Source organism: Mesorhizobium sp. P2_D1, assembly GCF_056404455.1.
Map to the genome: position 1 here is coordinate 24,786 of NZ_JBFUDZ010000027.1, position 24,158 is coordinate 48,943.

General features: G+C 61.9%; 29 protein-coding genes and 1 pseudogene. 21 read left to right on the forward strand and 9 right to left on the reverse strand.

The annotated features are described in order from the left end of the window. Positions 1 to 438: 438 nt before the first annotated feature. From galE to AC1D0I_RS19640, 3 genes and pseudogenes are all read right to left on the reverse strand, one after another. Positions 439 to 1,464 (reverse strand): annotated as a pseudogene (galE, locus tag AC1D0I_RS19630) (UDP-glucose 4-epimerase GalE); the annotation flags it as partial. Then, positions 1,461 to 2,501, reverse strand: coding sequence for a UDP-glucuronic acid decarboxylase family protein (locus AC1D0I_RS19635; RefSeq protein WP_477397114.1), 1,041 nt, complete (start codon positions 2,499 to 2,501; stop codon positions 1,461 to 1,463). The gene AC1D0I_RS19635 and the pseudogene galE, both read right to left, overlap by 4 nt. A 1,087-nt stretch (positions 2,502 to 3,588) precedes the next feature. After that, on the reverse strand, positions 3,589 to 4,059 hold the full coding sequence (locus tag AC1D0I_RS19640; protein WP_477397116.1) for a carboxymuconolactone decarboxylase family protein: 471 nt from the start codon (positions 4,057 to 4,059) through the stop codon (positions 3,589 to 3,591). An 85-nt stretch (positions 4,060 to 4,144) separates the two neighbouring features. On the opposite strand from AC1D0I_RS19640, the gene AC1D0I_RS19645 reads away from it, so the two are divergent. The 7 genes from AC1D0I_RS19645 (at position 4,145) to AC1D0I_RS19675 (ending at position 9,203) form a co-directional block, all read left to right on the forward strand. After that, positions 4,145 to 4,804, forward strand: coding sequence for a TetR/AcrR family transcriptional regulator (locus tag AC1D0I_RS19645; RefSeq protein ID WP_477397118.1), 660 nt, complete (start codon positions 4,145 to 4,147; stop codon positions 4,802 to 4,804). Between the two features lie 37 nt (positions 4,805 to 4,841). After that, positions 4,842 to 5,453, forward strand: a complete 612-nt coding sequence (locus AC1D0I_RS19650) for a hypothetical protein (protein ID WP_477397120.1) — start codon at positions 4,842 to 4,844, stop codon at positions 5,451 to 5,453. After that, entirely contained in the window at positions 5,450 to 6,298 is an 849-nt protein-coding gene (locus AC1D0I_RS19655; protein WP_477226292.1) for a 23S rRNA (adenine(2030)-N(6))-methyltransferase RlmJ, read from the forward strand. The genes AC1D0I_RS19650 and AC1D0I_RS19655 overlap by 4 nt, the downstream gene beginning before the upstream one ends. A gap of 185 nt (positions 6,299 to 6,483) precedes the next feature. Continuing rightward, on the forward strand, positions 6,484 to 6,936 hold the full coding sequence (locus AC1D0I_RS19660; RefSeq protein WP_477397121.1) for a hypothetical protein: 453 nt from the start codon (positions 6,484 to 6,486) through the stop codon (positions 6,934 to 6,936). 137 nt (positions 6,937 to 7,073) lie between these two features. Further along, the gene (locus AC1D0I_RS19665; protein ID WP_477397123.1) at positions 7,074 to 7,655 is read left to right on the forward strand and encodes a TetR/AcrR family transcriptional regulator; all 582 of its coding nucleotides are present in this window, start codon (positions 7,074 to 7,076) and stop codon (positions 7,653 to 7,655) included. After that, the gene (locus AC1D0I_RS19670; RefSeq protein WP_477397125.1) at positions 7,652 to 8,485 is read left to right on the forward strand and encodes an EamA family transporter; all 834 of its coding nucleotides are present in this window, start codon (positions 7,652 to 7,654) and stop codon (positions 8,483 to 8,485) included. Before AC1D0I_RS19665 ends, AC1D0I_RS19670 begins: the two co-directional genes overlap by 4 nt. Positions 8,486 to 8,588: 103 nt before the next feature. Next, positions 8,589 to 9,203 (forward strand): LysE family translocator, encoded by a 615-nt coding sequence (locus AC1D0I_RS19675; RefSeq protein ID WP_477397127.1) that lies wholly within the window; start codon positions 8,589 to 8,591, stop codon positions 9,201 to 9,203. Positions 9,204 to 9,313: 110 nt separating this feature from the next. Here the strand turns inward: AC1D0I_RS19675 and AC1D0I_RS19680 are convergent, their stop codons facing one another. Continuing rightward, positions 9,314 to 9,625, reverse strand: a complete 312-nt coding sequence (locus AC1D0I_RS19680; protein WP_095086327.1) for a transcriptional regulator — start codon at positions 9,623 to 9,625, stop codon at positions 9,314 to 9,316. 579 nt (positions 9,626 to 10,204) lie between these two features. Here AC1D0I_RS19680 and AC1D0I_RS19685 point away from each other — a divergent pair. After that, entirely contained in the window at positions 10,205 to 10,657 is a 453-nt protein-coding gene (locus AC1D0I_RS19685; protein ID WP_095086321.1) for a histone, read from the forward strand. A gap of 249 nt (positions 10,658 to 10,906) precedes the next feature. On the opposite strand, the gene AC1D0I_RS19690 is transcribed toward AC1D0I_RS19685, so the two are convergent. Then, positions 10,907 to 11,104, reverse strand: coding sequence for a hypothetical protein (locus tag AC1D0I_RS19690; protein ID WP_477397129.1), 198 nt, complete (start codon positions 11,102 to 11,104; stop codon positions 10,907 to 10,909). Here AC1D0I_RS19690 and AC1D0I_RS19695 point away from each other — a divergent pair. Further along, positions 11,103 to 11,699: a glutathione S-transferase family protein gene (locus tag AC1D0I_RS19695; protein ID WP_477226297.1), complete on the forward strand. Its 597-nt coding sequence runs from the start codon at positions 11,103 to 11,105 to the stop codon at positions 11,697 to 11,699. The two genes, AC1D0I_RS19690 and AC1D0I_RS19695, sit on opposite strands and share 2 nt — an antisense overlap. A 68-nt stretch (positions 11,700 to 11,767) precedes the next feature. On the opposite strand, the gene AC1D0I_RS19700 is transcribed toward AC1D0I_RS19695, so the two are convergent. Then, on the reverse strand, positions 11,768 to 12,427 hold the full coding sequence (locus AC1D0I_RS19700; protein ID WP_477305852.1) for an outer membrane protein: 660 nt from the start codon (positions 12,425 to 12,427) through the stop codon (positions 11,768 to 11,770). Between the two features lie 413 nt (positions 12,428 to 12,840). Between AC1D0I_RS19700 and AC1D0I_RS19705 the strand changes: the two genes are divergently transcribed. The 6 genes from AC1D0I_RS19705 (at position 12,841) to AC1D0I_RS19730 (ending at position 17,973) form a co-directional block, all read left to right on the forward strand. Further along, entirely contained in the window at positions 12,841 to 13,605 is a 765-nt protein-coding gene (locus AC1D0I_RS19705) for an SDR family oxidoreductase (protein WP_477397131.1), read from the forward strand. Then, positions 13,602 to 15,677: an excinuclease ABC subunit UvrC gene (gene uvrC / locus AC1D0I_RS19710; RefSeq protein WP_477397132.1), complete on the forward strand. Its 2,076-nt coding sequence runs from the start codon at positions 13,602 to 13,604 to the stop codon at positions 15,675 to 15,677. Before AC1D0I_RS19705 ends, uvrC begins: the two co-directional genes overlap by 4 nt. 100 nt (positions 15,678 to 15,777) lie before the next feature. Beyond that, on the forward strand, positions 15,778 to 16,374 hold the full coding sequence (pgsA, locus tag AC1D0I_RS19715; RefSeq protein ID WP_027034531.1) for a CDP-diacylglycerol--glycerol-3-phosphate 3-phosphatidyltransferase: 597 nt from the start codon (positions 15,778 to 15,780) through the stop codon (positions 16,372 to 16,374). A 1-nt stretch (position 16,375) separates the two neighbouring features. After that, on the forward strand, positions 16,376 to 16,633 hold the full coding sequence (moaD, locus tag AC1D0I_RS19720; protein ID WP_095086303.1) for a molybdopterin converting factor subunit 1: 258 nt from the start codon (positions 16,376 to 16,378) through the stop codon (positions 16,631 to 16,633). Positions 16,634 to 16,636: 3 nt separating this feature from the next. Beyond that, complete coding sequence (locus AC1D0I_RS19725; RefSeq protein ID WP_477397134.1) at positions 16,637 to 17,113, forward strand: molybdenum cofactor biosynthesis protein MoaE; 477 nt, start codon at positions 16,637 to 16,639, stop codon at positions 17,111 to 17,113. A gap of 95 nt (positions 17,114 to 17,208) precedes the next feature. Next, the gene (locus tag AC1D0I_RS19730) at positions 17,209 to 17,973 is read left to right on the forward strand and encodes a YbaY family lipoprotein (protein ID WP_477397136.1); all 765 of its coding nucleotides are present in this window, start codon (positions 17,209 to 17,211) and stop codon (positions 17,971 to 17,973) included. 108 nt (positions 17,974 to 18,081) lie between these two features. On the opposite strand, the gene ndk is transcribed toward AC1D0I_RS19730, so the two are convergent. Continuing rightward, positions 18,082 to 18,504: a nucleoside-diphosphate kinase gene (ndk, locus tag AC1D0I_RS19735; RefSeq protein ID WP_027048827.1), complete on the reverse strand. Its 423-nt coding sequence runs from the start codon at positions 18,502 to 18,504 to the stop codon at positions 18,082 to 18,084. A gap of 304 nt (positions 18,505 to 18,808) precedes the next feature. Between ndk and AC1D0I_RS19740 the strand changes: the two genes are divergently transcribed. Then, positions 18,809 to 19,069, forward strand: coding sequence for a DUF2934 domain-containing protein (locus AC1D0I_RS19740; RefSeq protein WP_167392177.1), 261 nt, complete (start codon positions 18,809 to 18,811; stop codon positions 19,067 to 19,069). 83 nt (positions 19,070 to 19,152) lie between these two features. On the opposite strand, the gene AC1D0I_RS19745 is transcribed toward AC1D0I_RS19740, so the two are convergent. Further along, entirely contained in the window at positions 19,153 to 19,842 is a 690-nt protein-coding gene (locus tag AC1D0I_RS19745; RefSeq protein WP_477305861.1) for a glutathione S-transferase family protein, read from the reverse strand. 60 nt (positions 19,843 to 19,902) lie between these two features. Between AC1D0I_RS19745 and AC1D0I_RS19750 the strand changes: the two genes are divergently transcribed. Further along, positions 19,903 to 20,415, forward strand: a complete 513-nt coding sequence (locus AC1D0I_RS19750) for a DinB family protein (protein ID WP_477305863.1) — start codon at positions 19,903 to 19,905, stop codon at positions 20,413 to 20,415. 24 nt (positions 20,416 to 20,439) lie between these two features. On the opposite strand, the gene AC1D0I_RS19755 is transcribed toward AC1D0I_RS19750, so the two are convergent. Next, the gene (locus tag AC1D0I_RS19755) at positions 20,440 to 21,381 is read right to left on the reverse strand and encodes a LysR substrate-binding domain-containing protein (protein WP_477397138.1); all 942 of its coding nucleotides are present in this window, start codon (positions 21,379 to 21,381) and stop codon (positions 20,440 to 20,442) included. 110 nt (positions 21,382 to 21,491) lie between these two features. On the opposite strand from AC1D0I_RS19755, the gene AC1D0I_RS19760 reads away from it, so the two are divergent. The 4 genes from AC1D0I_RS19760 to AC1D0I_RS19775 all read left to right on the forward strand — a co-directional run bounded on the left by AC1D0I_RS19760 (position 21,492) and on the right by AC1D0I_RS19775 (position 24,104). Beyond that, a complete protein-coding gene (locus AC1D0I_RS19760; protein ID WP_457151393.1) occupies positions 21,492 to 22,325 on the forward strand; it encodes a hypothetical protein in 834 nt (277 codons plus the stop codon). Positions 22,326 to 22,370: 45 nt separating this feature from the next. Continuing rightward, on the forward strand, positions 22,371 to 23,297 hold the full coding sequence (locus AC1D0I_RS19765; protein ID WP_477397140.1) for a DMT family transporter: 927 nt from the start codon (positions 22,371 to 22,373) through the stop codon (positions 23,295 to 23,297). Beyond that, a complete protein-coding gene (locus tag AC1D0I_RS19770) occupies positions 23,290 to 23,493 on the forward strand; it encodes a hypothetical protein (RefSeq protein WP_095086282.1) in 204 nt (67 codons plus the stop codon). Before AC1D0I_RS19765 ends, AC1D0I_RS19770 begins: the two co-directional genes overlap by 8 nt. Positions 23,494 to 23,654: 161 nt before the next feature. Further along, complete coding sequence (locus tag AC1D0I_RS19775) at positions 23,655 to 24,104, forward strand: Ros/MucR family transcriptional regulator (RefSeq protein WP_095086277.1); 450 nt, start codon at positions 23,655 to 23,657, stop codon at positions 24,102 to 24,104. The last annotated feature ends 54 nt before the right edge of the window (positions 24,105 to 24,158 follow it).

Below are 24,158 nucleotides of genomic sequence, written 5' to 3' on the forward strand. Positions count from 1 at the left end.
GCAGGGGACATCTAATGAAAAATTCCGCAATGGGCGCGTTTCGCTCGGGCAAGAACAGCGCATTCATGATTGTGGCTGCGGTGGCGATCGCGATGGTTTCGGGTTGCCAGAGCGTCGATGCAACCAAGACCAATTCGGTCAAGCCTGTGGTCCACTCGCTTGGCAGCAAACCCGCGGTCCAGCCAGTCCGCGCCACGTTCATCGCTCATTCGTCCAGAAGCGAGCCTCTTGTCTATATGACGAGCGCGGTGCGGACCATTGAAAGAGCCTACGCTTTTGCATCGCCGCCGCGGATCAAGGTGCGTACTCCGGCGCCGGTGAAGGCCTCTTACAATCCGGGCAATGGCGGCACGTTCCTGGGGAACTCGCCGTATATCTGCAGCCMTAGCGGATTTGGCCAGCGCGCGAGCTGCCGCCCCCGCTATTCCTGAGCCACCGAGCGGCGACAGGCGCTGCCGTCTTGGTAGGCGGCAGTCTCGTCGGTTTCGCCTTCAGGCCAAAGAAGGGGGCAGCCGTCCTGACAATCGTGTCGATGTCGGAAAGCTCCGGCACGAAGCCGAGACGTTCGCGTGCGCTTCCCGGATCGGCGTAGAGCTCCGCCGGGTCTCCCGGGCGCCGGGTCCTGAAGACGGCCGGAACCGGTCTTGCCGTCATTCGGCTGACCGCCTGGACAAYCTCCTTGATGGATACGCCCCGGCCAGTGCCGAGGTTGACCGCCAGGCTTTGTCCGCCGCCCTCGAGATGCATGAGAGCTTTCAGATGGGCGCGGGCCAGATCGCTTACGTGGATATAGTCCCGTACGCACGTGCCGTCCGACGTGTCGTAGTCCGTGCCGAAAACCTCGATCTCGTCGATGATGCCTGATGCGGCCATGAGCACTCTGGGAATCAGGTGCGTCTCGGGCGAATGCCACTCACCAAGCTCGCCGTCCGGGTCGGCGCCGCAAGCGTTGAAATAGCGCAGGATGGCAAATTTCATTCCGTATGCGGACGCATAGTCGCCGATGATCTGTTCGCCCATCAGCTTGGTGCGCCCGTAAGGGCTGATCGGATTTTGTGAGGACGTCTCGCGAACAGGCAACGCTTCCGGCACGCCGTAGGTTGCGCAGCTGCTGGAGAAGATGATGTTGTCGATGGCGTTCGCACGCGCCGCATCGAGCACCGCGATGGTGCCCGCTACATTGGTCGAATAGTAATCAGCCGGCTCTTGAACGGACTCGCCGACATAGGCCAGCGCCGCAAAGTGGATGACCGCTGTCGGCCGGTACGTCGTCATCGCCCGCTGCAACGCATCCCGGTCCCGGATATCGCCGACGACAAGCGGGCCCCAGGCCACGGATTTCTCGTTGCCGCGGCTCAGATTGTCGAAAACAACAGGCAAATAGCCGGCGCCGGCCAACTGCTTGCAGGTGTGGCTGCCGATGAAGCCGGCCCCGCCCGTCACCAGGATTGCCGGGCGAGTCATGACGCCGCGGCTCCTTTGACCAGTTTGCTTCCGTAGAGCAGGGTCTCAAAATAGTCGACGGTCTGCGCGAGCCCCTGGCTCAGGCCGATTTTCGGCTCCCAACCGAGATTGGCCCTGGCAAAGGAAATGTCCGGCTTGCGCTGTCTGGGATCGTCGACCGGCAGAGGCCGATGCACGATCTTCGATCGCGAGTTGGTATAGCTGATGACCAGCGTCGCCAGTTCCGTGATGGTGAATTCGCCGGGATTGCCGAGGTTGACCGGATGCGCGGGCGCACTCGGCGCATTCATCAGCCGGACGAAGCCCTCGATCAGGTCGTCGGCATAGCAGAAGGAACGCGTCTGCATGCCGCTGCCATAGACGGTCAGGTCTTGGCCGCGCAGCGCCTGGACGATGAAGTTCGAAACCACGCGCCCGTCATCGGGCTGCATGCGGCGGCCATAGGTGTTGAAAATGCGGGCGACGCGGATATCGAGGCCATATGTTCTCGAATAGTCGAAGAACAGGGTTTCGGCCGAGCGCTTGCCCTCGTCATAGCAGGACCGCGGTCCGTGCGTATTGACGTTGCCGAAGTAGCTCTCAGGCTGTGGGTGCACGAAAGGGTCGCCATAGACTTCGGACGTCGAGGCCTGGAATATCTTGGCGTTGTTCTGTCGCGCCAGTTCCAGAAGGTTCAGTGAACCAAGCACGCTTGTCTTGAAGGTATGGATCGGGTCTTCCTGGTAATGCGGCGGAGAGGCTGGGCAGGCGAGATTATAGATCTCATCGAACTGAAGACCCAAAGGGAGAGTATTGACGATGTCGTGCTCGATGCACGTGAATCTCGGATTACGCAGAAGGGCATTGAGATTGTATCTCTTGCCGGTGTGAAAATTGTCCAGCGCGACAACGTCATATCCGTCCCGCAAAAGACGTTCACACAGATGCGATCCCAAAAATCCCGCACCTCCGGCGACCAGGGCGCGGCTTCGGTTTTGGTTGGCGCCCCTTTGACCGCTCCCGGACTCCAGTTTCAGAACCTTGATGAGCTTACTCATGCTTTCCTCTCACGCACCGCGCACGCTACCGCCCGGGCCGGGACAAAAGCATTGCCCGGCCACGTCCTTCAGAACGTGGCAAACCTCCGCATCTGCGGAACCGCCATCATTGATGTGCGCTAATGTTCTTGGGCCGCGGAGCTTGTGCTGCTACACGATCTGTATGCTGCTGTTCAGCATTTCTCTGCGCCCCGAAATCGCGATCACACGCCCAGTGTCATCATCGTCGATTGCTCGCCCAAATTGCACATCCCAACGCATTGAAAATATACCTGTGGAAATCCTAGTCAACTAAATTAGCGAAACCTTAACCGTGTCTGTTCGCGAATGGTTAATCATGAGCCGGTCGCACCCGCGCTGTTCCGGAAGCGGATCCTCGTTGTGAATCAATGTATTGGTTGGCTTCCGAAAAATCCGTCGACAGGCCTGGCAAGCTGTTTCCAGGCGATGTCGAAGCCCTGACGGCGAGGAAATGCCGGGATCGGGACCCATGGTCCAATTCAGCGTATAGTCCTGGAAAATACAACTGAAAATAGACTTAAGCGATCTGGAGCGATCGTCAGACCTTCAGCGTGCAATGGGATTGTTGCCCAAAACCGCTCGGGCTACAAATATAAAGATTCTGATGTCCATATTTCATCAATGCAGCTTGAGAAAAAGCTGGCGCGTCACAGAATGATATTGCATAAATTAAACAAAAGCCGAAAGGCGATAAAAAATTGCTGAACGGCGATGAAGTTGGCTCTCACGCATTTCCCGGTGTTGCTTGTAATACTCGTGCATCAAGCCACCTCTTCGCCAAGGCCGTGGCAATGGTCTCATTTTGTGGCAATGCGCGCATAGGTATACATTTCGCAGGGGAGTATCGGTCATTTTAGCATGGCTTTTGAGCGCATAGGTAGAGTGTCGTCTTCCACGGTTCCCTCGATCGGGCAGTGGGCGGAACGGCAGCCGGGTGCGACTGTGCGAAGGGACCGTGATGGCCGCATCCGCGGGCCATCACAATCAGGAATAAGCGACGAACCAAGGCGACCACGCTATCTCGGATCGGTCCGGAATCGCTGCCCGTTTCGAGGGTCGGGATATGCTACTCCCCGCCCATTTCCTTCTTGAACGTGTCGAAATCGACCTGCATTCCGTTGAAGATGGTGCTCCAGTGGCGGGTCAGCGCAGCCATTGTCACGGCTTCCTGGATCTCTTCGTCGGTGGCGCCGGCGCGTTTGGCGTCCTGGGTGTCCGACCAGATGCAGTAGTTGCAAGGTATCTGCGCCGCCACTGCCAGCGAGATCAGCGACTTGACCTTTGGTGGCAGCGCTGTCTTGTCGCTGAGTTGGATGGCCTTGACCTCGGCCCAGGCGCCAGGCAGGCCGGCTTTGGGGAACTGCTTCACAAAGCTGGGCACACCGCCCATGGTCGACTGGATGTCCTTGATGGTTGCATCGTATTCATCGGCATGGGCTGGAGCCGCGCCGAGCGACAGGATGCAGGCGGCGGCGGTGAGCAGTAACGCACGGCGGATGGACGACTGCACGGATTTGGAAATGCGACGGTTCGACATGGTTTTCTCCTCTGGTCTTTGTTAGCCTTACTGTGTAAGGTAATGTCGAAAATGAACCTTACAGTGTAAGTTGTCAAGCGACGCCATGGACTCATCGATCAAGAAAAAGAGAGTGCGCGGTCGGCTGTCTCGCGAGATGATCGAGGACGCGGCCTTCCAGGTGATCGAGCGTGAGGGGCTTGCCGGCTTTTCGATGCGCAAGCTGGCGGCCGCGCTCGGCTGCGAGGCGATGAGCATCTATCATCACTTCCCCTCGCAGGCGCATCTCTACGAGGCACTGGTCGACCGGCAGATCAGCGCGATTGTTATTCCCGACGCCAGCGTGCCCTGGCGCGAAAGGATCCGCATCGGTATGCAGGAATACCGTCGCGTCGCGACCGAACATCCGGCCTTCGCCCCGTTCGTTGTCGTCTACCGCATGAATTCGCCGCCATGTCTTGCCAAGCTGGATAGTGTCATCGGCCTGTTCGAAGCTGGCGGCTTCGGTCCTGAGCTGAGCGCACGACTGTTCCGCGCCGCGAGCTACTACCTTATGGGTGCGATTCTCGACGAGACCGCGGGTTACGCCAAGGGTCCTTCGGCGGTGACCACGGTCAGCGACGAGCAGCTGGCGCGGGATTTTCCCAGCGTCATGACAGCCGGGGCCTATTTTGGTAGGGCCGGTTTCGACAAGACATTCGAGCTCGGCCTTGAGATGCTGCTGGATGAAATGGAACGCCTGCGCGACAGCACCAATGCGAGCTAGTTGTCCGGCAAGGTACAATTACAAGGTGGCTGTCTGAATGCGCTTTCTGTTTGTCCTGATCTTGCTCGCCGGCATCGGCACCGGTTTCATCTATCCCTGGGCGATGAGCAATTTCTCCGGCCACGAGATCGGCACATGGCGTGTCTACGAGCAGGGCCGCTTCAAGCCGCTGACGGTGCCGCTCGGCAGCCGCGACGCACCGGTGCGGGTGCTGGTGGATCTGACCGCGAGGGCCGAGCGCATCGTCTCGCAGCAGCGCACGGTGTTGACGCTGACATCGGCCACCAATGGCCGAACGGTGCTTGCCTCGACGCTGCAGTTCAACCATTCGGACAACCCACGCCAGGCCAGCCCGCAATTGCCCGACAAGATTTTTCGCGATGAGGCCGGCGTGATCGCGAGCGTCAGCCCGGGTCCGTACCTCTTCACCGTCGGCCCGGGTGATGCCGATGACATTCCGATGCGCGCGGTCGACCTGATCCTGCGCTCCGGTGCTGGCGAGATCGACGGCCGCGCGCGGCCGGTCGGCTACGCGCTGATGGCGGTCGGCCTGATCGGGTTTTTGTTCTCCCTGCGCAGTCGTGGCGGCCGGCCGGAAAATCCGAATTCGCAGCCGCCACCGCCGCGCTGGGGCAGGGGCTCCAAGTGAACTACCGCCACGCCTATCACGCCGGAAATTTCGCCGATGTCGTCAAGCATGTCGTGCTGACGCGGTTGCTCGACTATCTGAAGCAGAAGGACAAGGCGTTTCGCGTCATCGACACCCACGCCGGCATCGGCCGCTACGATCTGTCCTCGGTCGAAGCGCAAAAGACCGGCGAGTGGCAGGGCGGCATCGGCCGGCTGATCGATGCCTCGTTCGCCGCGCCGGTGACGGCACTGCTCGCGCCCTATCTGGAGACCGTGCGGTCGCTCAATCCCGAGGGCGGCATCCAGAAATATCCGGGCTCACCGATGATTGCGCGCCATCTCCTGCGCAAGCAGGACCGGCTGTCGGCGATCGAGCTGCATCCCAAGGATGTCGCGAAGCTGAGAACCCTCTTTGCCGGCGATTTCCAGACCCGTGTCATCGAGCTCGATGGCTGGCTGGCGCTCGGCGCGCATCTGCCGCCGAAGGAAAAGCGCGGCCTGGTGCTGATCGATCCGCCATTCGAGGAAGCTGGTGAGTTCGAGCGCCTCGTCGACGGGCTCATAAGGGCGCACAAGCGCTGGCCTGGCGGCATCTACGCGCTGTGGTATCCGATCAAGGACCGCAAGGCGATCATCGCTTTCCGCAAGGCGCTGAAGCAATCCGGCATCCCGAAGCTGCTCGACATAGAATTCGAGATCAGGCCCGCCTCTTCGCAACCCAGTCTCGACGGCAGCGGCCTGCTGGTGGTCAACCCGCCTTTCACGCTGGAGGGCGAACTGCGGACATTGATGCCTGCCTTGCACAGGGTGCTCGCCGTGGAAAAGCCGGCGCACTGGTCGCTGGAATGGCTGGCCGGCGAGTAGAGAGGCGCGGGGGCTCGAGCTCTCTTTTCCGTCCGGGTCTCCATGTGCCGGAGCCGTTCCGGTTTCCATGCGGGGTTCGGCTTTGGCCAACGTCGTTCCGAACTGGGAAACCATTGTTTCCGCAACCGCTTGACCGCCGCCAAGCGAATCCGCAGAGTGCGCGCAATCGACCTTGAGAGGCTGCCATGACTCGCTTCGCCAAATCCGCACTTGCTGCCCTGATTTCGCTCTGCACTCCGCTTGCCGTGCCTCTCGGCCTTACCCAGGCCGTGCAGGCGGCCRACCTTGGCGTCTATTCCGACGACGATGGCGGCGTCTGCGGCGAGGCCTGGGTGTTGAACAAGATCACCAGCCGCTTTTCCCATCAGGTGCATCACGTGCCGCATCTGCCCAACGTGCAGATCACCGATTTCCGGCGCATCCACCAGCATCTGTATCTGGCGGCCAACGAGACCTGGCCGATCGGCCGCCGCTATTGCGGCGCCACCGTCAGCCTGTCCGACGGCCGCGATCGCACCATCTGGTACCTGATCGAGGAAGGCCAGGGCTTCGCCTCGATCGGCGACAATGTCGAATTCTGCGTCTCGGGCTTCGACCGCTGGATGGTCTACAACGGCCGCTGCCGCATCCTGCGCTAGAGCGCGGATCTCCGTTCCGATTCCTTTTCGCGCCTGCGGCTCTACCCGCTGCAGGCGCTCTTTTTGTGCTGTATTGACAGAAGAGGCCATCCGTCGCATAAACATGAGACAGACCTGTCTCATCACTGGTAAGCGCCATGACATCGTCGCCTGCTTCCGACAAACGCCAGCACGTCGTTGAAACGGCCTACGGGCTGTTCAAGCGCGCCGGTTTCCATGCCACCGGCATCGACCGGATCATCGCCGAGGCCGATGTGGCCAAGATGACGATGTACCGTCACTTTCCCAGCAAGGACGAACTGATCGTCGAGGTGCTCGACTATCGCGCCAGGCGTTTTGATCGCCAACTCGACCGCCTCGCCGAGGAGGTCGCGACGCCCGGGAAGAAAATTGCAAAGATCTTCGACTGGCACGATCGCTGGTTCCGCAGCCCGGATTTCCATGGCTGCCTGTTCGCGCATGCGCTGGCCGAGTTCGGCGATCCGGAACATCCGGTGTTCAAGGCTGTCGCCAGGCAGAAGAACGGCCTCAAGAAGCGCATGCAGTCAATCCTCGAAGAAGAGATGCCGCGCGGTCGCGCCGAAAGCGTGGCTGCGGTCCTGCTGATGCTGATCGAAGGTGCGACGCTGCTGGCGCAGATGGGGCAGGCGGACACCGCCATTCGCGCCGCCCGCAAGACGGCCCTGGACATCATCGCCGCTTCGTGCAGGCCGCGATGAGCCCGCTGGTCATCGGGCTCGCGCTGTTTGCCGCGATCCTGCACGCCACCTGGAACGCCTTCCTGCGAACCGGGGGCGACAGGTTGTGGACCGTCACCGTCATGAGTTTCTCCAGTACGGCGCTCGCCATTCCCTTCGCCATCTTCCTCACCCTTCCGGCCGCGCCGGCCTGGCCCTATGTCGTGCTCTCGGCCTGCCTGCAGGTCGGCTACAGCGTGTTCCTGGTGGCCGCCTACCGATATGGCGAACTGGGACAGGTCTATCCGATCGTTCGCGGCAGCGTGCCGCTGCTTGTCGCGCTCGGTGGATTCCTCCTGGCCAACCAGCAGCTCACCCAGCCGCAGACCGTCGGTGTTGCGTTGGTCGCCGGCGGCATCATGGGCCTTTCGCTCGGCAGAGGCCGGGCCGCCACGACATCGATACTCTATGCACTGGCAACGGGAGCGATCATCGCCGCCTATGCGATGGTCGATGCGATCGGCGTCCGCGCGGCGGGAAATGCCGGCGCCTACACCGCCTGGGTTCTCGTGATCTATGGCGCATTGCTGCCGGCGACCTTCCTTGCCTGCCGTGGCCGGCTCATTGTCGACCTGTGGGCGCCGGAAACCTGGAAGGCGCTGGCGGGCGGCCTGTTCGCGCTTCTGGCCTATGGTGTCGTGGTCGCGGCCTTCGCGCTCGGGCCGGCCGCTCCCATCACCGCGATCCGCGAAACCAGCGTCGTCTTCGCCGCCTTCATCGGACGCCTGTTCCTCGGCGAGATGCTGACGCCGAGGCGGATCGGCGCCTGCGCCATCGTCGCCCTCGGCGCCATCTGCCTCGGCTATCAATGACCAAAATGCGCGTCGTGCGGAGCCCGATAATTCCTGATGTTGCCGACAGGCAAATCGGCTAGTCTGAACGCCCGAGAGCAACAGATCACTTTCGGGAGTCCTCATGGACCTTGCCACCATCCTTGCCTTCACGGCTGCCTTCTTCGTGTTCGCGGCCAGTCCCGGTCCGGACAACATGACGATCGTCGCCCGCACGATTTCCAGCGGTGCCGCATCGGGTATTGCCTATGGCGCAGGCACTGTGGTCGGCATCCTCATCTTCCTGGTCCTCGCCGTCTTCGGCCTGTCTTTCATCGCCGCCAAGATGGCGATCGCCATGTCGGTGCTTCGTTATGGCGGAGCGATCTATCTGATTTGGATGGGCATCAGCTTGTGGACCGCCGTGCCCGTGGTGCCGGACCTGCAACCCATCTCTGGACGGCGCGGGCTGCTGGCGATCTTCGCGACGGGTATCGCGCTGAACCTCGGCAATCCGAAAATGCCGCTGTTCTACGTGGCACTGCTGCCGAACGTGGTTGGCACGTCGCTCGACGCTGGTCATCTCGGTGTGTTGACGATGGTGATCCTGGCTGTCGAGGTCGTGGTGATCGGCGGCCATGTCGTCCTGGCGGGCCGCGCTCGCAGCCTGCTGCGCACGCCCAAGATCGTGCGCCGGGTCAACCGCGCGGCGGGCGGTGTGATGATCGGCGCCGGCTTCGCCGTGGTCGCCACGCGTTAGAGCAATTCCAGGAAAAGTGTGAAACGGTTTTCCCGGGAAAAGCGCATAGCGCTTTCCCTCAGGGAATTGCGTCAAAACAAGAGATACAGAGGGGTCGCGCAATAGCGGCGCTATTTTCTGCGCTGCGTCGCCTCGGCCTGGTCGATGATCTTGCGCAGGAAAGTGACGTGACCGCGGAACGCGCGCCGCCCGCTCGTCGTTGCCTTGACGCGCGTCTGCGGCCGGCGGCCGACGAACAGCTTTTCGATATCGACATAACCGGCCCTGGCCAGCGTATCGAGATGCGCGCCAAGATTGCCGTCGGTGGCGCCAACGATGGCCTTCAGCCGGGTGAACTCCAGCATCTCGCGCCTTTCCAGCGTGTTCAGGGTGGCCATGATCCTGAGTCGCGTGCTCTGGTGGATGATTTCGTCGGCGCTCATCGAGCGGCTCCGGTGCGGCCAAGCCAGACACTGTCGTCGACGCGGCCACTCCCATGGCGCGCCGTCTCGACGATTCCGGATCGCGCCACCTGCTCTTGTGTGATCGACATCGAAGCAATCTTTCGTCTCATGCAGAATACTCTGCGCGCCAGAGTCGTCTGTCAATTCATTTGCAAGGGTGGCGGGATCATGCTTGACAAGGTGATGCTGCGATCGGTCATCGCATTGCTCTCGTGATCTGTGTAGATCGTCCGCCGGCACGAGATGATCACTCCAAACAAGCAGCAGGTGTTGATGTTCGCGGCCGAGGATCAATGCACAAAGCCGCTCGCTGACCTTCAGAGCTTCGCGGCGCGATCGGTCTAGCGGGGTGCGCAGAATGTCGGCGGTGAACTGCTGGCAATGATTGAAGATCAGCAGCGGATTTTTGTGATGATCAGCATGATCGTGAGCCATCGGTAACCAAAATTTAAGCTGCGAAATTCAGTCTATTGCTTCGCTGGCTAGAGAGCCGCGAGTCAGATATGCATTGCCCGTCGAGGTCATTCACGGCCGTCGGCGTAACGCAAGGGGCATGACATGGCGAAGCAGTCGTCTAAGGCGCCGGCATCCAAGACACCGGCAAAGAAAGCACCTGTGAAAGCAGCAACGGCGAAGGTCGCGGCAGCAGTGAAGAAAGCAGCACCCGCGGCCAAGCCGAAGGCAGCACCGGCAAAGGCAAAAGCAGCACCGGCCAAGAAGCCGGCAGCGGCCAAGGCCGTGGCCAAACCGGCAGTGAAAAAGGCAGCGCCGGCGAAGGCCGCGGCAAAGCCGGCCGCCAAGGCAGCACCGGCCAAGAAGCCGGCGGCCAAGCCGGCGGCGAAACCCGTAGCCAAGAAGGCAGCGCCCGCGAAGGCCGCGGCCAAGCCCGCCGCCAAGGCAGCACCGGCCAAGAAAGCGGCAGCGGCAGCGACAAAGCCCGCCGTGAAGAAAGCCGCGGCCCCCAAGGCCAAGGCAGCGCCGGCAAAGGCGAAGGCGCCAGCCAAGAAGTAGGCCAGGTCTAGTTGGAGCGCTGTGTGTCCTGCTGGATGCGCGGAGAACGCTTTGACACTTGCGATCGACGCACGATTATTCCGGAAACCGCAACTGGTTTTCGGGCCGTGCGCAAGGCGGTCGGTGAAGGGGGCCAGGGCAGCAAAGCGAGGCGCAGGACAGGCTGCCTCGCTTGCTCGCGCGGTTTGGTCTTCTTTCACACCTGGCCATGAAACGAATGCCCCGCCGCGAAGCCGGGGTTGCGGAGGATTAGAAGCAGATCGGATGTTCCGCTCTGCGGTAGTCTTCTTGCTCGATGTGGATCGCGTATCCGTCTGTAGCCAAGTCACGATGGTCATGGCAGGAAACCATCACCGGTTTTCTGGCAGTTGGTTTTTTGTTGCCTGGCCATTGCCGGGCAGCCGCTCCCGGTGAAAAGTGCCGGCCGGCAAACAGGAACCCGATCATGCCCAGACTGCTCTACGCTTCCACTTCTCCCTACAGCTCCAAGGTGCGAATGGCTGCGGCCTATGCCGGCATCGCCATCGATGCGGTGCCGGTCAAGACCGAGGACAAACCGGCGGTGCTGATCGAGGCCAACCCGCTCGGCAAGATTCCGGTGTTGGTGCTCGACGACGGTCGCTCGATCCATGACAGCCGCGCCATTACCCAGCACCTCAACCGTGTTTCGAAGAACGCACTGTTTCCGCGCAACCCCGACAAGCGTCTCGAGGCGGAGGTGCTGGAGGCGTTGGCAGACGGCATTTGCGACTGCGCGCTGTCGATGGTCTATGAACGACGCACGCGCCCTGAAGAAATGGTCTATCAGCCCTGGCTCGACCGGCAGTGGGCGAAGATCACGGCAGCACTCGATCTGCTCAACGCCAACCCGCCAAAGCTGCCGAAGAAGATCACCGCCGGGCAGATCGCGTTGCGCGCCTGCCTTGGCTATCTCGCCCTGCGCTTTGCCGGAAAGTGGGAAAAGGGCCGCGCCCGGCTGACGCGCTGGGCAGCGCGCTTCGATGAGAAATTTCCCGAGTTGAAAGGCTGCATCCCCGGGTGATGTGATCCATTGAATACAAAAAAAGCCGGGCGCGAGACCCGGCTTTTTCGTGTCGTGGCTTGAACGACTTAGAACTTCATACCGACGCCGAAAGTGACGCGGTTGTCGGTGGCCTTGACGTTGCCGATGCCACCACCGAAGTCCTTGCTGCCGAAGTCGGTGTAGCGATACTCGACGCGGCCGAAGACATTGTCGGTCAGCTTGATGTCGGTGCCAAGACCGGCGGTCCAACCGAGCATGGTAGCGCTATCGCTGGTGCCAAGGACAGTATCTTCCACCTTCAGGCTTCTGCCGGCGAGACCGCCGGTGCCGTAGAGCAGGATTTCAGGGGTCACTGCATAGCCAAGACGGGCACGCAGCGAGCCTTCGAAGCCGGCCTTGGAGTCGATGCCGTTATCGTCGCCCTTGACGCCATTGTAGCCGAGTTCGGCTTCAGCACCGTAGACGAAGTTCTCCTGCTGCCACTGGTAGCCGCCGAAGGCACTGCCGACGAAACCCTTGGTATCGGTTTCAACGCCGAAATCCCTTTCCTTGGTACGACCGCTGAAGCCATAACCGAGATTGATACCGGCATAGGGGCCGGCCCAGGACGCGACAGGCAATTCAGCAACCGGGGCGGGTGCCGGTGGCTCTTCCTGGACGACGTCGGCGGCATAGGCAGTTCCGCTGAGGGCGAAGAGCCCGAGCGCCACGGCCAGCGGCCGTGCGAATTTGAGATTGGCTTGCATTGTTCTTTACTCCTTAAGCCACAGGACACAGGCTTGTTTCTCACGATCGCCATCGACCCGTCCGGGGGGTGAAACGGATCTGGCGTTCGTCGGTTCCAAATGTCGTGTCAAAATGCGGCTGAAGCGAACCTGAACTTGGGTCATTCCCCGGCGCGAATGAGGCTGAAACTTGACGTTGCATCTTCGCAACAGCGAAATGGCAGGAGCAGTGTCGTGCTGCACTGCACACCGCTTGGTGCAAGGAGTCCAGCGTCCTATATTGCGGTCGGACGGCTCCTGGTCCAGGACGAGTCGGAGTACCCAATCGGTGGGTTCGCCACAATGCTGCCCAAGGTGCGAACGCCATTTAACGCCTACTAGGCCATATTTCGCCGGCATCGTGTTTTCGGGCCGAAATTGAGGATTGACACCCTATGAGCATAGCCATTGCCACGGCGCTGGTGACGGGCGGGGCGAAACGGATCGGCAGGGCGATCGTCGAGGATCTCACCGCCCATGGTTTTGCCGTCGCCATCCACTGCAATCGGTCGCGCGACGAAGCGGATGCAATGGCCGGGCTGATCAACCGGAGCGGTGGCCGCGCCGCCGTGGTCGCCGCCGACTTGACCGACATGGACGCCGCCGGTGACCTCGTAGGCCAGGCGGAAGCAGCGCTCGGGCCGCTGTCCCTGCTGGTCAACAATGCGTCGCTGTTCGAGGACGATTCGGTTCTGGACTTCGACTGGCGGGCCTGGGACCGGCACTTTGCCGTGCATGTGAAGACGCCGGCGCTGCTGGCGCAGACCTTCGCCCGGGCGTTGCCGCAGGGACAAGAAGGCCTGATCGTCAACATCATCGATCAGCGCGTCTGGCGGCCGACACCGCGCTATTTCTCTTATGCGCTATCCAAGTCGACGCTGTGGACGGCCACGCAGATGATGGCGCAAGCGCTCGGTCCCCGTATCCGCGTCAATGCCATTGGCCCGGGGCCGACCCTGAAGAATGCCAGCCAGGACGACAGCGATTTTGCCGCGCAGGTCGAAGGTCTGATTCTCAAGCGCGGCCCGGAATTGCCGGAATTCGGGGCCACCATCCGCTATCTCTGGGAAGCGCGCTCTGTCACCGGCCAGATGATCGCGCTCGATGGCGGCCAGCATCTTGCATGGCAGACGCCCGATGTGACAGGCATGGCGGAATGAGTCCCGTAGATCAGAAAAGCAAGCCACGCATTGGCGCCGACGACATGCCTCCCGAAGTCGAACTCGACCTTGAGGACGAGGCGGTGGAGGAGATCGTCGAACCCGCCGGGCCCGACATAGCCTTCACCGCCATCGACTGGACGCCGCATGCCGGCGACGCCGAAGGCATGGTGGGCGCCGAGGTGATCCAGACGCTGGTCAAGCGGCTGCCCAACGCGCCTGGCGTCTACCGCATGATGAACGCCGCCGGCGACGTGCTTTATGTCGGCAAGGCGCGCAGCCTGAAGAAGCGCGTCACCAACTACGCACAGGGCAGGTTCCACACCAGCCGCATCGGCCGCATGGTTCGCGAGACGTCGACGATGGAGTTCGTCGTCACCCGCACCGAGATCGAAGCGCTGCTGCTCGAAGCCAATCTTATCAAGCGCTTGCGGCCGCGATTCAATGTGCTGATGCGCGACGACAAGTCGTTTCCCTATATTCTCCTGACCGGCGACCATGTCTCGCCCGGCATCTACAAGCACCGCGGCGCGCGGTCGCGCAAGGGCGACTATTTCGGCCCCTTTGCCTCCGCCGGTGCGGTCGGCCGCACCATCAATTCGCTGCAGCGCGCCTTCCTGCTGCGCAGTTGCACCAACTCCTTTTACGAGAACCGGACGCGGCCGTGCCTGCTCTACCAGATCAAGCGGTGCGCCGGCCCCTGCACCGGAGAGGTTTCGCACGAGGGCTATGCCGAGTTGGTCGGCGAGGCGAAGGACTTCTTGTCTGGCCGCAGCCAGAAAGTGAAGACGGAAATCTCGGCCGCCATGCAGCAGGCCTCGGAAGACCTCGATTTCGAGCGCGCCGCCATCTATCGCGACCGGCTGGCGGCGCTGTCGCATGTGCAGAGCCACCAGGGCATCAACCCGGCGACCGTCGACGAAGCCGATGTCTTCGCYATCCATCAGGAAGGCGGCCAGGTCTGCATCCAGGTGTTCTTCTTCCGCACCGGCCAGAATTGGGGCAACCGCGCCTATTTCCCCAAGGCCGACCCGGCGCTGGAGGGATCGGAAGTGCTGGGCTCGTTCCTGGCGCAATTCTATGACGACAAGCCGACGCCTCGCACCGTACTTCTGTCGCGCCCCATCGAGGACCAGGAGCTGTTGGCCGAGGCGCTGTCCACCCGCGCCGGCCGCAAGGTCGCAATCTCGGTGCCGCAACGCGGCGAGAAGAAGGACCTGACCGACAACGCCCTGCAGAACGCCCGCGAGGCGCTCGGCCGCCGGCTGGCCGAAACCTCGACGCAAGGCCGGTTGCTCGCCGGTTTTGCCGAGACCTTTGGCTTGCCGAAGCCGCCGGTGCGCATCGAAGTCTACGACAACTCACACATCATGGGCACCAATGCCGTCGGCGCCATGGTCGTCGCCGGGCCGGAAGGCTTCGTCAAGAACCAGTATCGAAAGTTCAACATCCGCTCGACCGAGATCACGCCGGGCGACGATTTCGGCATGATGCGCGAGGTGATGGAGCGGCGTTTCTCGCGGCTGCTCAAGGAGCACGGCGATGTCGTCGTGGCCGACGATGCCCCAGCAGGCGAGGCGGCCGATGATATCGAGGACGACATCTCCGGCAGCTTCCCGGCCTGGCCCGACGTCATCCTGATCGACGGCGGCCAGGGTCAGATGACGACGGTGCGCAAGATCCTCTCGGATCTCGGCATCGAGGACCGCGTCGTGGCCATCGGCATCGCCAAGGGCCAGGACCGCGATGCCGGCCGCGAGCGCTTCTTCGTCAGGGGCAAGGACTCGTTTTCGCTCCCGGTTCGCGATCCCGTCCTCTACTTTGTCCAGCGGCTGCGCGACGAGGTCCACCGTTTCGCCATCGGTTCGCACCGTGCGCGCCGCAAGAAGGAGATGGTCAAGAGCCCGCTCGACGAGATCAGCGGCATCGGCCCCGGCCGCAAGCGCGCCCTGCTCATGCATTTCGGCACCGCCAAGGCGGTCAGCCGTGCCGCCATCGAGGATCTAAGGAAAGTCGACGGCATTTCCGAACAGGTGGCGAAACTGGTCTACAACCATTTTCATGAGAGCTAAGGGATTCGGTCGTTTTCGGCTGGTCAATCGATTTTGGCCTGTTGACCCCCTACATTGGCTTCTGATTTGAGTAGGCACGCAGAAAGAGTTCCCCAAAGATATGGCCAAGCGCGCGTTCAACCTGCCCAACATGCTCACCTACGCCCGCATCGTCGCGGTGCCGCTGGTGGTGCTGTGCTTTTTTCTCGAGGGACATCTGAAGTCGAGCGACTTCGCCCGCTGGTCGGCGCTGATTATCTTCCTGCTCGCAAGCGTTACGGATTACCTGGACGGCTATCTGGCGCGCGCCTGGCAGCAGACCTCCAACATCGGCAAGATGCTCGACCCGATCGCCGACAAACTGCTGGTCGCCACCTGCCTGTTGCTGCTGGCGGCCGATACCGATCGCCATGCCGGCATCGCCGGCTGGTCGCTGTGGGCGGCGATCATCATCTTGTGCCGCGAAATCCTCGTCTCGGGCCTGCGCGAATATCTGGCGGCGCTCAAGGTCTCGGTGCCGGTGACGCAACTGGCAAAATGGAAGACCGCGATCCAGATGGTCGCCATCGCCTTCCTGCTGGCTGGGCCGGCCGGCGACAAGATCTTTCCGCTGACCACCCAGACTGGGCTGGTGCTGCTGTGGATCGCCGCGCTGGTCACGCTCTACACCGGCTACGACTATTTCCGCGCCGGCCTCAAGCACATCATGGACGAGTGAGATGACGACCCGGCTCATCTATTTTGCCTGGGTGCGCGAGCGGATCGGCCTGCCCGAGGAAGACGTCGACTTGCCTGCCGGCATCGAGACGGTCGCCGACCTCCTGCGCTGGCTGAAATCGCGTGGCGAGGGCTACGAGCACGCGCTGCAATATCCCGACGTGATCCGCGTCGCCATCAATCAGGAACATGTCGAGCACCGCGAGAAGATATCAGGGGCTCGCGAGATTGCGCTGTTCCCGCCGATGACCGGGGGCTGATCCATGTCGGCCGCCGTGGTGCCGACGGTGCGGATCCAGCGCGAAGATTTCGACGTCGCTGCAGAGATCGCCAGACTGACGCAAGGTCGCGCGGATATCGGCGCCGTGGTGACCTTCTCCGGCCTCTGCCGCGATGAGCAGGGTGCGCTCTCGGCCCTCGAACTCGAGCATTATCCCGGCATGGCGGAGGCCGAGATCAGCCGCATCGCCGTCGAAGCGGTTCAGCGCTGGCCGCTGCAAGGCCTTACCGCCATCCACCGCCACGGCAAGATCGCGCCCGGCGACAACATCGTGCTGGTGGTGGCGGCATCGGCGCATCGCCAGGCGGCGTTCGAGGCGGCAAACTTTCTCATGGACTACCTGAAATCGCGCGCGCCGTTCTGGAAGAAGGAGCATCGCGCTGACGGCTCCGATGGCGGCTGGGTCGAGGCCAAGGAAGCCGACGCCAAGGCCGCACAGCGCTGGAAACCGTCTGAATAAAATCCTGTCGCAGCCATGCATTGACCGCAATCCTTTGGCCAATTGACCACGGTTGGTCAGCTTGGGCATTGGCAGCCCGGGCGAGGGAGATGGTCATGCTGGACAGGATCGCGGAGTTCTTCGTCTTCGGTTTCGTGCCTCTGGTCGTCGGCATATTGGCCGTGCCGGAATTGTCTGTTGCCGCCGAAAATACCGTGCGAGGCGAGGTGATCTATCGCGAGCGCATCGCCTTGCCGCCAAGTGCTGTGCTCTCCGTCCAGCTTGCCGATGTCTCGCTCGCCGACGCGCCCGCCACGATCATCGGCGAGCAGAACGTGAAGCCGGCCGGCCAGGTGCCGATCAGCTTCGAGATCAAATTCGATCCCTCCGTCATCCGGTCGCAGATGACCTACGCCTTGCAAGCCCGCATTACCGTCGACGGCAAGCTCCTGTTCATCTCCGATATGCGCCATCAGGTCGATCCGCTGACCGACGTGCCGCAGACCATCATGCTGAAGATGGTCACGCCGAGCGCCGAGCAGACGGCTTCTGTCATTGGTCAGATCTGGCTGGTCGACTATGTCGACGGCATTGGCGCCATCGCCGCGCCGCAAGCCACGTTCAGGATCAGCGAGGCTGGCAAGGCGGGCGGCAGCGGTCCCTGCAACACCTATTTCGCCACCGCCAAGGTCGAAGGCCAGGCGATCGCGATCAGCGACATCGGCTCGACCTACAAGGCCTGCGCGCCCGAGGTGATGGCTGAGGAAAAGGCGCTGTTCGATGCATTGACCAAGGCGGCGTCATACAGCGTCGGCGACGGCAAGCTCGTCATATCAGACAAGGATGGCCGTGAGATCCTGCGCTTCAGCGCCGCAAGCTGATGCCCGGTCCGGCGTCACCCCGGCGCGGCGAGAGCCGATCGTTGCACCAATGAAAAAGGCCGGCGAGACGCCGGCCTTTTTACAGGGTCCAAGGTCTGGACTGTCGTGTCAGCCGACGATCTCGGTGTCCGAGAACCAGTACTTGATCTCTTCTGCTGCCGTCTCCGGCGCATCGGAGCCGTGCACCGAGTTCTCGCCGATCGACAGCGCATGCACCTTGCGGATGGTGCCTTCGGCGGCATTGGCCGGGTTGGTGGCGCCCATCACTTCGCGGTTCCTGGCAATGGCGTTCTCACCTTCCAGCACCTGCACGATGGTCGGTGCCGACGACATGAACTCCACCAGCTCGCCGAAGAACGGACGGTCCTTGTGGACGGCATAAAAGCCTTCCGCCTCACGACGGCTCATCCAGACCCGGCGCGAGGCGATGACGCGCAAGCCGGCCTCTTCCAGCATCCTGGTGATGGCGCCGGTGAGGTTGCGCCGGGTAGCGTCCGGCTTGATCATGGAAAAGGTGCGTTCGAGCGCCATGGGTCGTCCTTGTGATGAGAATGGAATTGAGAGTGGCGGGCTCTATACAAGCCGCCCGGCCCATTGCCAAGGGGTGAGGCCAAAGGGGCGAGGGATGGTCCGCGAAGCGGACAGAAAGCCAATTCCGAGCAATGATCGCCCGCAGCGATGCGAAGGGCCGGAGCAGCTGTGCGTTTCTGTGTCAGGCCGGCGCCGATGAGGCGGACCGGCCGGCGAGATCGGATGGCTGCAATGCGATGCTTTGCTTGCTATAGTTGCGTGTCGGCGCCGCGCTGAAGTCGGCCCGAAGGGAGACAACATGATCATGGCAGACGATCGTCAGGAACGCATTCGCAACCGCGCGCATCAGATCTGGCTGGAAGAGGGACAACCGGCCGGGCAGCATGATCGCCATTGGCACCAGGCGGTAGCCGACATCGACCAGGAGGATGCCGGGGGGAAGTCGGCAGCCAAAAAGGCAGCTGGCGCCGGCAAGGCAAAAGCCGCTCCCAAGGCAAAAGCCGCCCCCAAGGTGGCGAAGCCTGCCACAAAGACCAGCACGCCAAAAAAAGCGGCAGCCAAGTAGGCTTGGCTATCTCGCAGGTGGCCTTCCCCGCAAGGGATTGACAGCCTGCGTGGCTGCCCAGCGCCAGGTCAGGCGCGACGGCGTCACGCCGCCGCCACCTTTCGTGCCAGCCCGCCGTGCAGGTCGAGGCAGCGGGCGAACCATTGCGCCACCACGTCGCTGTCGTCGAGCAGCTGGTAGGGCGAGGCTATGCGCGCCCATTGCAGGGCGCCGAAAACGATGTAGTCGGCGAACAGCGGCGACGCGCCGCCAATATAGGGCTGGTAGCCGAGCATTGAGCGCAGCGGCTCCAATGCGGCGCGGAATGTTGCCAGCCCGGCGTCGCGCGCGGTGACGACATCCTCCAGCTTCCTGCCAAGGCGTTGCTCGCGGCTCTGGCGGAAATAAGCAGCGTTCTCCTCGTCCTGCATGGCGTGAAGGTCGATGATCGCCGCGGTGGTGACATAGGGATGGATGGTCAACTGCGACCAGCGTTCGATGAAGCGCGCCATCGCCTTGCCGCCTTCGCCGCCAAACAGCGTCGGCCGACCCGGATAGGCTTCGTCGAGATAGAGCGCGATGGCGAAGGAATCGGCGACGACCGTCTCGCCGTCGCGGATCACCGGAACGGTTTTCGAAACGCCGCCCTCGACAGCCGGCACCTCGAGAAAGCGCGTCGGTGCGGTCGAAATGTCGAGCCCCTTGTGCGCAAGCGCCATCGCCACCTTCCAGCAATGCGGGCTGAACGGACGGCTGGCGTCGCGTCCGACGAGGTCATAGAGCAGAATGGTCATTGGCGTTGGACCCCTAGCGGGTTAGGTAGGCCCCGCATCGATGCGAGCCGAGGGGAAGCCATGAGACAGCATTTCATGATGTTTGCGGCCTATAATCAATGGGCCAACAACCGCATCTACGATGCCGCGGCCGAACTCGACGAAGAGGAATTCAACCGCGATGTCGGCGCCTTCTTCGGCTCGATGATGGGCACGCTCAATCACCTGCTGACAGCCGACCGCATCTGGATGAAGCGCTTCACCGGCGAGGGCGACGCGCCGACGACGCTGGATGCCGTCCTGCACCGGGCCTTGCCCGGCCTGCGGATGGCGCGTGAAGCCGAGGACAGGAGGATCATCGATTGGGTCGGCGGCCTCAGCGACAAGGCGTTGGCGGGCCGCTTCACCTATATGACGGTCTCGGATATGCGCACGGTCTCGCAGAGGCTGGCCCCGGCGCTGGATCATGTCTTCAACCACCAGACACATCACCGCGGCCAGGCACACACGATCCTGACCATCCTGGGACGGCCAAGCCTGGGTCTGGACCTGATGCTCTTCCAGCGCACCGAGGAGGGCAGGGCTTTCGCCTGATCCCTGTTGGGGGCTGATCGAAGTTCAGCCGGCGGTCTCGCTGTCCAATTGGTTCTGCGTCAGTGCGGCTTCGGCCGCGATCCACTGCTTGAACAGCGATACCTTGCGAGCGTGCAGCGTCTTGTCGGGGCAGACGAAATACCACCCCGCCGTAGTCGGCTGGTGCACCTTGAATGGGGCCACCAGCCTTTCGGCCCGGATATCGCTGGCCATATAGGCTCGATTGGCCACGGCAAATCCCAATCCTGCGTTAGCCGCCTCGTAGGACATCATGCAGGAATCGAAATAGATGCTTTTGGTCTCCCGGAGCACGAAGCCGGCGCCGGCGAAGTCGAGCCATGATTGCCAGTTCTGGGTGCAGGTGTCGGAATGCAGCAGCGTGAAGTGACGCAGATCCTCCGGCCTCACCTTCGACGGAGGCTTGTCGCCCAGGATTTCGTGGAAGAGTTTCCTGCTGCACACCGGCGTCAGGTCTTCCCGGAACAGCAGATCCGACTGCAGCCCGTGAAAGTGGCCGTCGCCATAGCGGATTTCGAGATCGAACTCGGAAGTCGTGAATTCATGCGTCGCGTAGGATGTCGAGACCCGCATGACAATATCGGGATATTGCCGCTGGAACAGCGGCAGGCGCGGAAACAGCCAGCGTGCCGCAAAGGTCGGCAGCACCGATATCTTCAACACATGCTCCTGCGATTGCCCGGTCGCCTCCATGCTGGCGGCGACGATCCGCTCCAGCGCCTCGCGAACGCGCGAGACATAAGTCTCGCCCTCCGGCGTCAATGACACAGCATTGCCGCCGCGCTGGAAAATCTTGAAACGCAGTTGATCCTCAAGGCTTTTGACGCGCTGGCTGACCGCTGAAGCGGTGATAAACTGTTCTTCGCCGGCGCGCGTGAAATTCCCGTGCCTCGCAGCACTCTCCACGATTTTCAGCGAATTGAGGTTGACCTGACTGAGCAGACGCACGGTTTCGACCTTAAGCTGGGCTTACACTAGCACCAGCATTCCTAATTTTACAGGGGTGGGTGATCTAATCGACTGTTTCCCAAGTGTTGCCCCCGCCCCGGAGAAGTACAATGAACGCCCATACCATCCCCGAACTGCGTTATGCGATGAGCCGCGAAGCCATCATCGGTCACGAAACCGCCTGGAAGGTGTCGAGTTTCGGCGTCGCGCAATATCTGCACGGCTATGACCCGGCCCTGCTTGCAGCAATTGAAGAAGCTGCTCTGAAGCTCAAGGCCAGCCATGCCGTGCACAAGCACCTTGACTTGACCTTCATCACCGGCGCCGACCGTTTCATCCCCGAGATCAAGGAGTTGCTGCATGACAAGCTGCGCCTGGAACGGCTGTCCGACATGATGGGCACCAAGCTTGAGCCCTATCCGCTGTCGATCGTCGGCTCGACGGTGACCTTCATGAATCCCAAGGACGGCGCGGTTGAATGGCATTGCGATGGCGTTCCGGTCACCGAGCTCATTCCGCTGTCGATCAGCAATCCGCTGGTCGGCGGCCACCTCGAAATCTACTGCGACGACTCCGAAACCGGCCGCGCCATCCTCGAATCCGGCCGCGAGATTCCGCGCAACCGTGTCATGCGCATCGATCACAAGATGAACTACGCCACGCTTGGGCAGTTTCTCGGTGTCCTGCATCGCACCGCGCCGATCCGGTTCGGCGAGCGCGTCACGCTGGTGCTCAACCAGCGCTCGGTGGCCAAGCCCTATGTCGACGATAACCGCATGTTCTATCTCGCCGCCGACAACGACCATGACCGCGAATGGGTCAACGAGCTGGCCGAAGACGTCTGGACCAACCAGTTGCCGGCCTATCGCCGGTTCGAGCAAGAGCATCCCGTTCCGGCGTCGTCCGAGGCGCCGATTCCGGGCGGAGCCAGGGAATCATGGTAATGAGCCTTGATCCCGAAAAGTGGGAACCGGCTTTCGGACAGGATCATGGTCGAACGCAGAGATAGAGCCCCACGCCGGTTGCTTCGGCATGGATCCGGCTCGGCATCCGCGCTGGTCTTTGCTGCGGGCGCGGTGGCGTTGTGGTCGACCAATGCGTTGGTCGGCAAATCCCTGCTGGCCAGCCATCCGGTGTCGCAGGTGCAGTTCCTGCAATTTACAGGAGCTGCGCTTGTCTTCGCCGCCATCCGGTTGATGAGCCGGGAAAGGCCCGCGCCGGTCTCGGCCGGGCCAGCGGTCGTCTCTCTCGCGGTCGGCTTCATCGGTCTGGTCGGCACCATGGTGCTGCAATACATCGCTTTCGCTTCGATGCCGGTGATCGAGGCCAATYTGGTGGCCTACACCTGGCCGTTGATGGTCGCTGCTGCGGTCATCGCTCTGCAGAATCCGCGGCGCCCGGTGCTGCTGGGCCTCGCCGCGGTGGTGGGCTTCGTCGGCGTTGCACTGGTGATTTCGGGAGGGCGTAACCAATCCTGGCTCCAGGGCGATCTCGTCGGCTATGTCGCCGCATTCGGTTCCGCACTGTGCATGGCCTTCTATTCGGTCATGGTGGGACGGGTCGCCACCTCGCCTGATCGCCTGTTGCTGCCCTCGTCGCTGATCGGTGTCGCCTTGACGTTCTTGTGGTGCGCTCGCGACGGTTTCGCCTGGCCCGTCGGCACGGACCTGGCTCTCGGCCTCTATCTCGGCGCCGGTCCGATGGGGTTGGGCTACTACTTCTGGTCACGCGCCTTGAAGCTCGAAGGCAGCGGCAAGGTCGCGGTCGTCGCCTATCTCACGCCGATCGCCTCGACGCTGCTGCTGACGCTGTCGGGCGAAAGGCTGACGATGACGGCCATTGTCGGAGCCGTCCTCGTCATCGGCAGTTGCGTCGCGGTCGGCGTGGAACGTTCGGAGGCCGAGAACCATGTTTGACGAAAACGAACGTCTGGCCAGGCAGGAAGCGCATTGGCTGATCAAGGAATTTGGCGCCGAGGCACCGCTTTATGCCGCCATGAAGGCCGAAAAGGCTATAGAGCAAAAGGACTTCAGCCGTTGCGCCCGTTGGAAGCGTATTCTAGAGATATTGGCCGACGGTCATGCTGCTAAGTCTGCTAGTCCCAAGTATTAGATTTTCTAATTTGCGCGACGTCGATTTCCCATGAAAAGTATTTTTGCGAGTCTTGATTCCTTGTTGAGACTTGGCGGTCCGTTGGGGGGCGCGGTTAAAAAGATACAAAGACACAAGTCTTCACTGGGGTGGATGACTTTGTCGGAAATAGGGTGATAGAATTGTCAAATATCGATGATAAGACCGTTATCGAACTGACGGCCGATATTGTCTCGGCGTACATAGGCAACAATCCGCTTCCGGCTTCCGGTCTGCCTGAGTTGATTGCCAGCGTCAGCGCTTCGGTGCGCAAGCTGGCTGGTGCACCTGTCGCGGAAAGCCCAAGCCTGGTTCCGGCCGTGAACCCGAAGAAGTCGGTGTTTCCCGACTACATCATCTGTCTTGAGGACGGAAAGAAGTTCAAGTCGCTCAAGCGACACCTCAGGACCGATTATGGCCTGAGCCCGGACGACTACCGGGCCAAATGGAGCTTGCCGCCGGACTATCCGATGGTTGCGCCAAACTATTCGGCGACACGGTCGGCGCTGGCAAAGTCGACAGGACTTGGCCGCAAGCCGGCAGCAGCGCCGGCCGTCGCAGCCAAGGCGACGAAGCGCAAGGCGACGTCCTGAGCGCTTCCTGGCCAGGTAGGTGGGCTGATCGGCTGCCTTGACGACGCCTTTGCG

What these genes read in the sequence shown, in the direction of transcription:
- AC1D0I_RS19695 (WP_477226297.1), top strand. Translation starts at nt 11,103, where the DNA reads ATGCCCAGACTGCTCTACGCTTCCACTTCTCCCTACAGCTCCAAGGTG.
- AC1D0I_RS19670 (WP_477397125.1), top strand. Translation starts at nt 7,652, where the DNA reads ATGAGCCCGCTGGTCATCGGGCTCGCGCTGTTTGCCGCGATCCTGCAC.
- AC1D0I_RS19745 (WP_477305861.1), bottom strand. Translation starts at nt 19,842, where the DNA reads ATGACCATTCTGCTCTATGACCTCGTCGGACGCGACGCCAGCCGTCCG.
- AC1D0I_RS19760 (WP_457151393.1), top strand. Translation starts at nt 21,492, where the DNA reads ATGAACGCCCATACCATCCCCGAACTGCGTTATGCGATGAGCCGCGAA.
- AC1D0I_RS19725 (WP_477397134.1), top strand. Translation starts at nt 16,637, where the DNA reads ATGTCGGCCGCCGTGGTGCCGACGGTGCGGATCCAGCGCGAAGATTTC.
- AC1D0I_RS19690 (WP_477397129.1), bottom strand. Translation starts at nt 11,104, where the DNA reads ATGATCGGGTTCCTGTTTGCCGGCCGGCACTTTTCACCGGGAGCGGCT.
- moaD (WP_095086303.1), top strand. Translation starts at nt 16,376, where the DNA reads ATGACGACCCGGCTCATCTATTTTGCCTGGGTGCGCGAGCGGATCGGC.
- AC1D0I_RS19740 (WP_167392177.1), top strand. Translation starts at nt 18,809, where the DNA reads ATGGCAGACGATCGTCAGGAACGCATTCGCAACCGCGCGCATCAGATC.
- AC1D0I_RS19665 (WP_477397123.1), top strand. Translation starts at nt 7,074, where the DNA reads ATGACATCGTCGCCTGCTTCCGACAAACGCCAGCACGTCGTTGAAACG.
- AC1D0I_RS19680 (WP_095086327.1), bottom strand. Translation starts at nt 9,625, where the DNA reads ATGAGCGCCGACGAAATCATCCACCAGAGCACGCGACTCAGGATCATG.
- AC1D0I_RS19645 (WP_477397118.1), top strand. Translation starts at nt 4,145, where the DNA reads ATGGACTCATCGATCAAGAAAAAGAGAGTGCGCGGTCGGCTGTCTCGC.
- AC1D0I_RS19730 (WP_477397136.1), top strand. Translation starts at nt 17,209, where the DNA reads ATGCTGGACAGGATCGCGGAGTTCTTCGTCTTCGGTTTCGTGCCTCTG.
- AC1D0I_RS19640 (WP_477397116.1), bottom strand. Translation starts at nt 4,059, where the DNA reads ATGTCGAACCGTCGCATTTCCAAATCCGTGCAGTCGTCCATCCGCCGT.
- pgsA (WP_027034531.1), top strand. Translation starts at nt 15,778, where the DNA reads ATGGCCAAGCGCGCGTTCAACCTGCCCAACATGCTCACCTACGCCCGC.
- AC1D0I_RS19650 (WP_477397120.1), top strand. Translation starts at nt 4,842, where the DNA reads ATGCGCTTTCTGTTTGTCCTGATCTTGCTCGCCGGCATCGGCACCGGT.
- ndk (WP_027048827.1), bottom strand. Translation starts at nt 18,504, where the DNA reads ATGGCGCTCGAACGCACCTTTTCCATGATCAAGCCGGACGCTACCCGG.
- AC1D0I_RS19685 (WP_095086321.1), top strand. Translation starts at nt 10,205, where the DNA reads ATGGCGAAGCAGTCGTCTAAGGCGCCGGCATCCAAGACACCGGCAAAG.
- AC1D0I_RS19750 (WP_477305863.1), top strand. Translation starts at nt 19,903, where the DNA reads ATGAGACAGCATTTCATGATGTTTGCGGCCTATAATCAATGGGCCAAC.
- AC1D0I_RS19700 (WP_477305852.1), bottom strand. Translation starts at nt 12,427, where the DNA reads ATGCAAGCCAATCTCAAATTCGCACGGCCGCTGGCCGTGGCGCTCGGG.
- AC1D0I_RS19675 (WP_477397127.1), top strand. Translation starts at nt 8,589, where the DNA reads ATGGACCTTGCCACCATCCTTGCCTTCACGGCTGCCTTCTTCGTGTTC.
- AC1D0I_RS19770 (WP_095086282.1), top strand. Translation starts at nt 23,290, where the DNA reads ATGTTTGACGAAAACGAACGTCTGGCCAGGCAGGAAGCGCATTGGCTG.
- AC1D0I_RS19705 (WP_477397131.1), top strand. Translation starts at nt 12,841, where the DNA reads ATGAGCATAGCCATTGCCACGGCGCTGGTGACGGGCGGGGCGAAACGG.
- AC1D0I_RS19635 (WP_477397114.1), bottom strand. Translation starts at nt 2,501, where the DNA reads ATGAGTAAGCTCATCAAGGTTCTGAAACTGGAGTCCGGGAGCGGTCAA.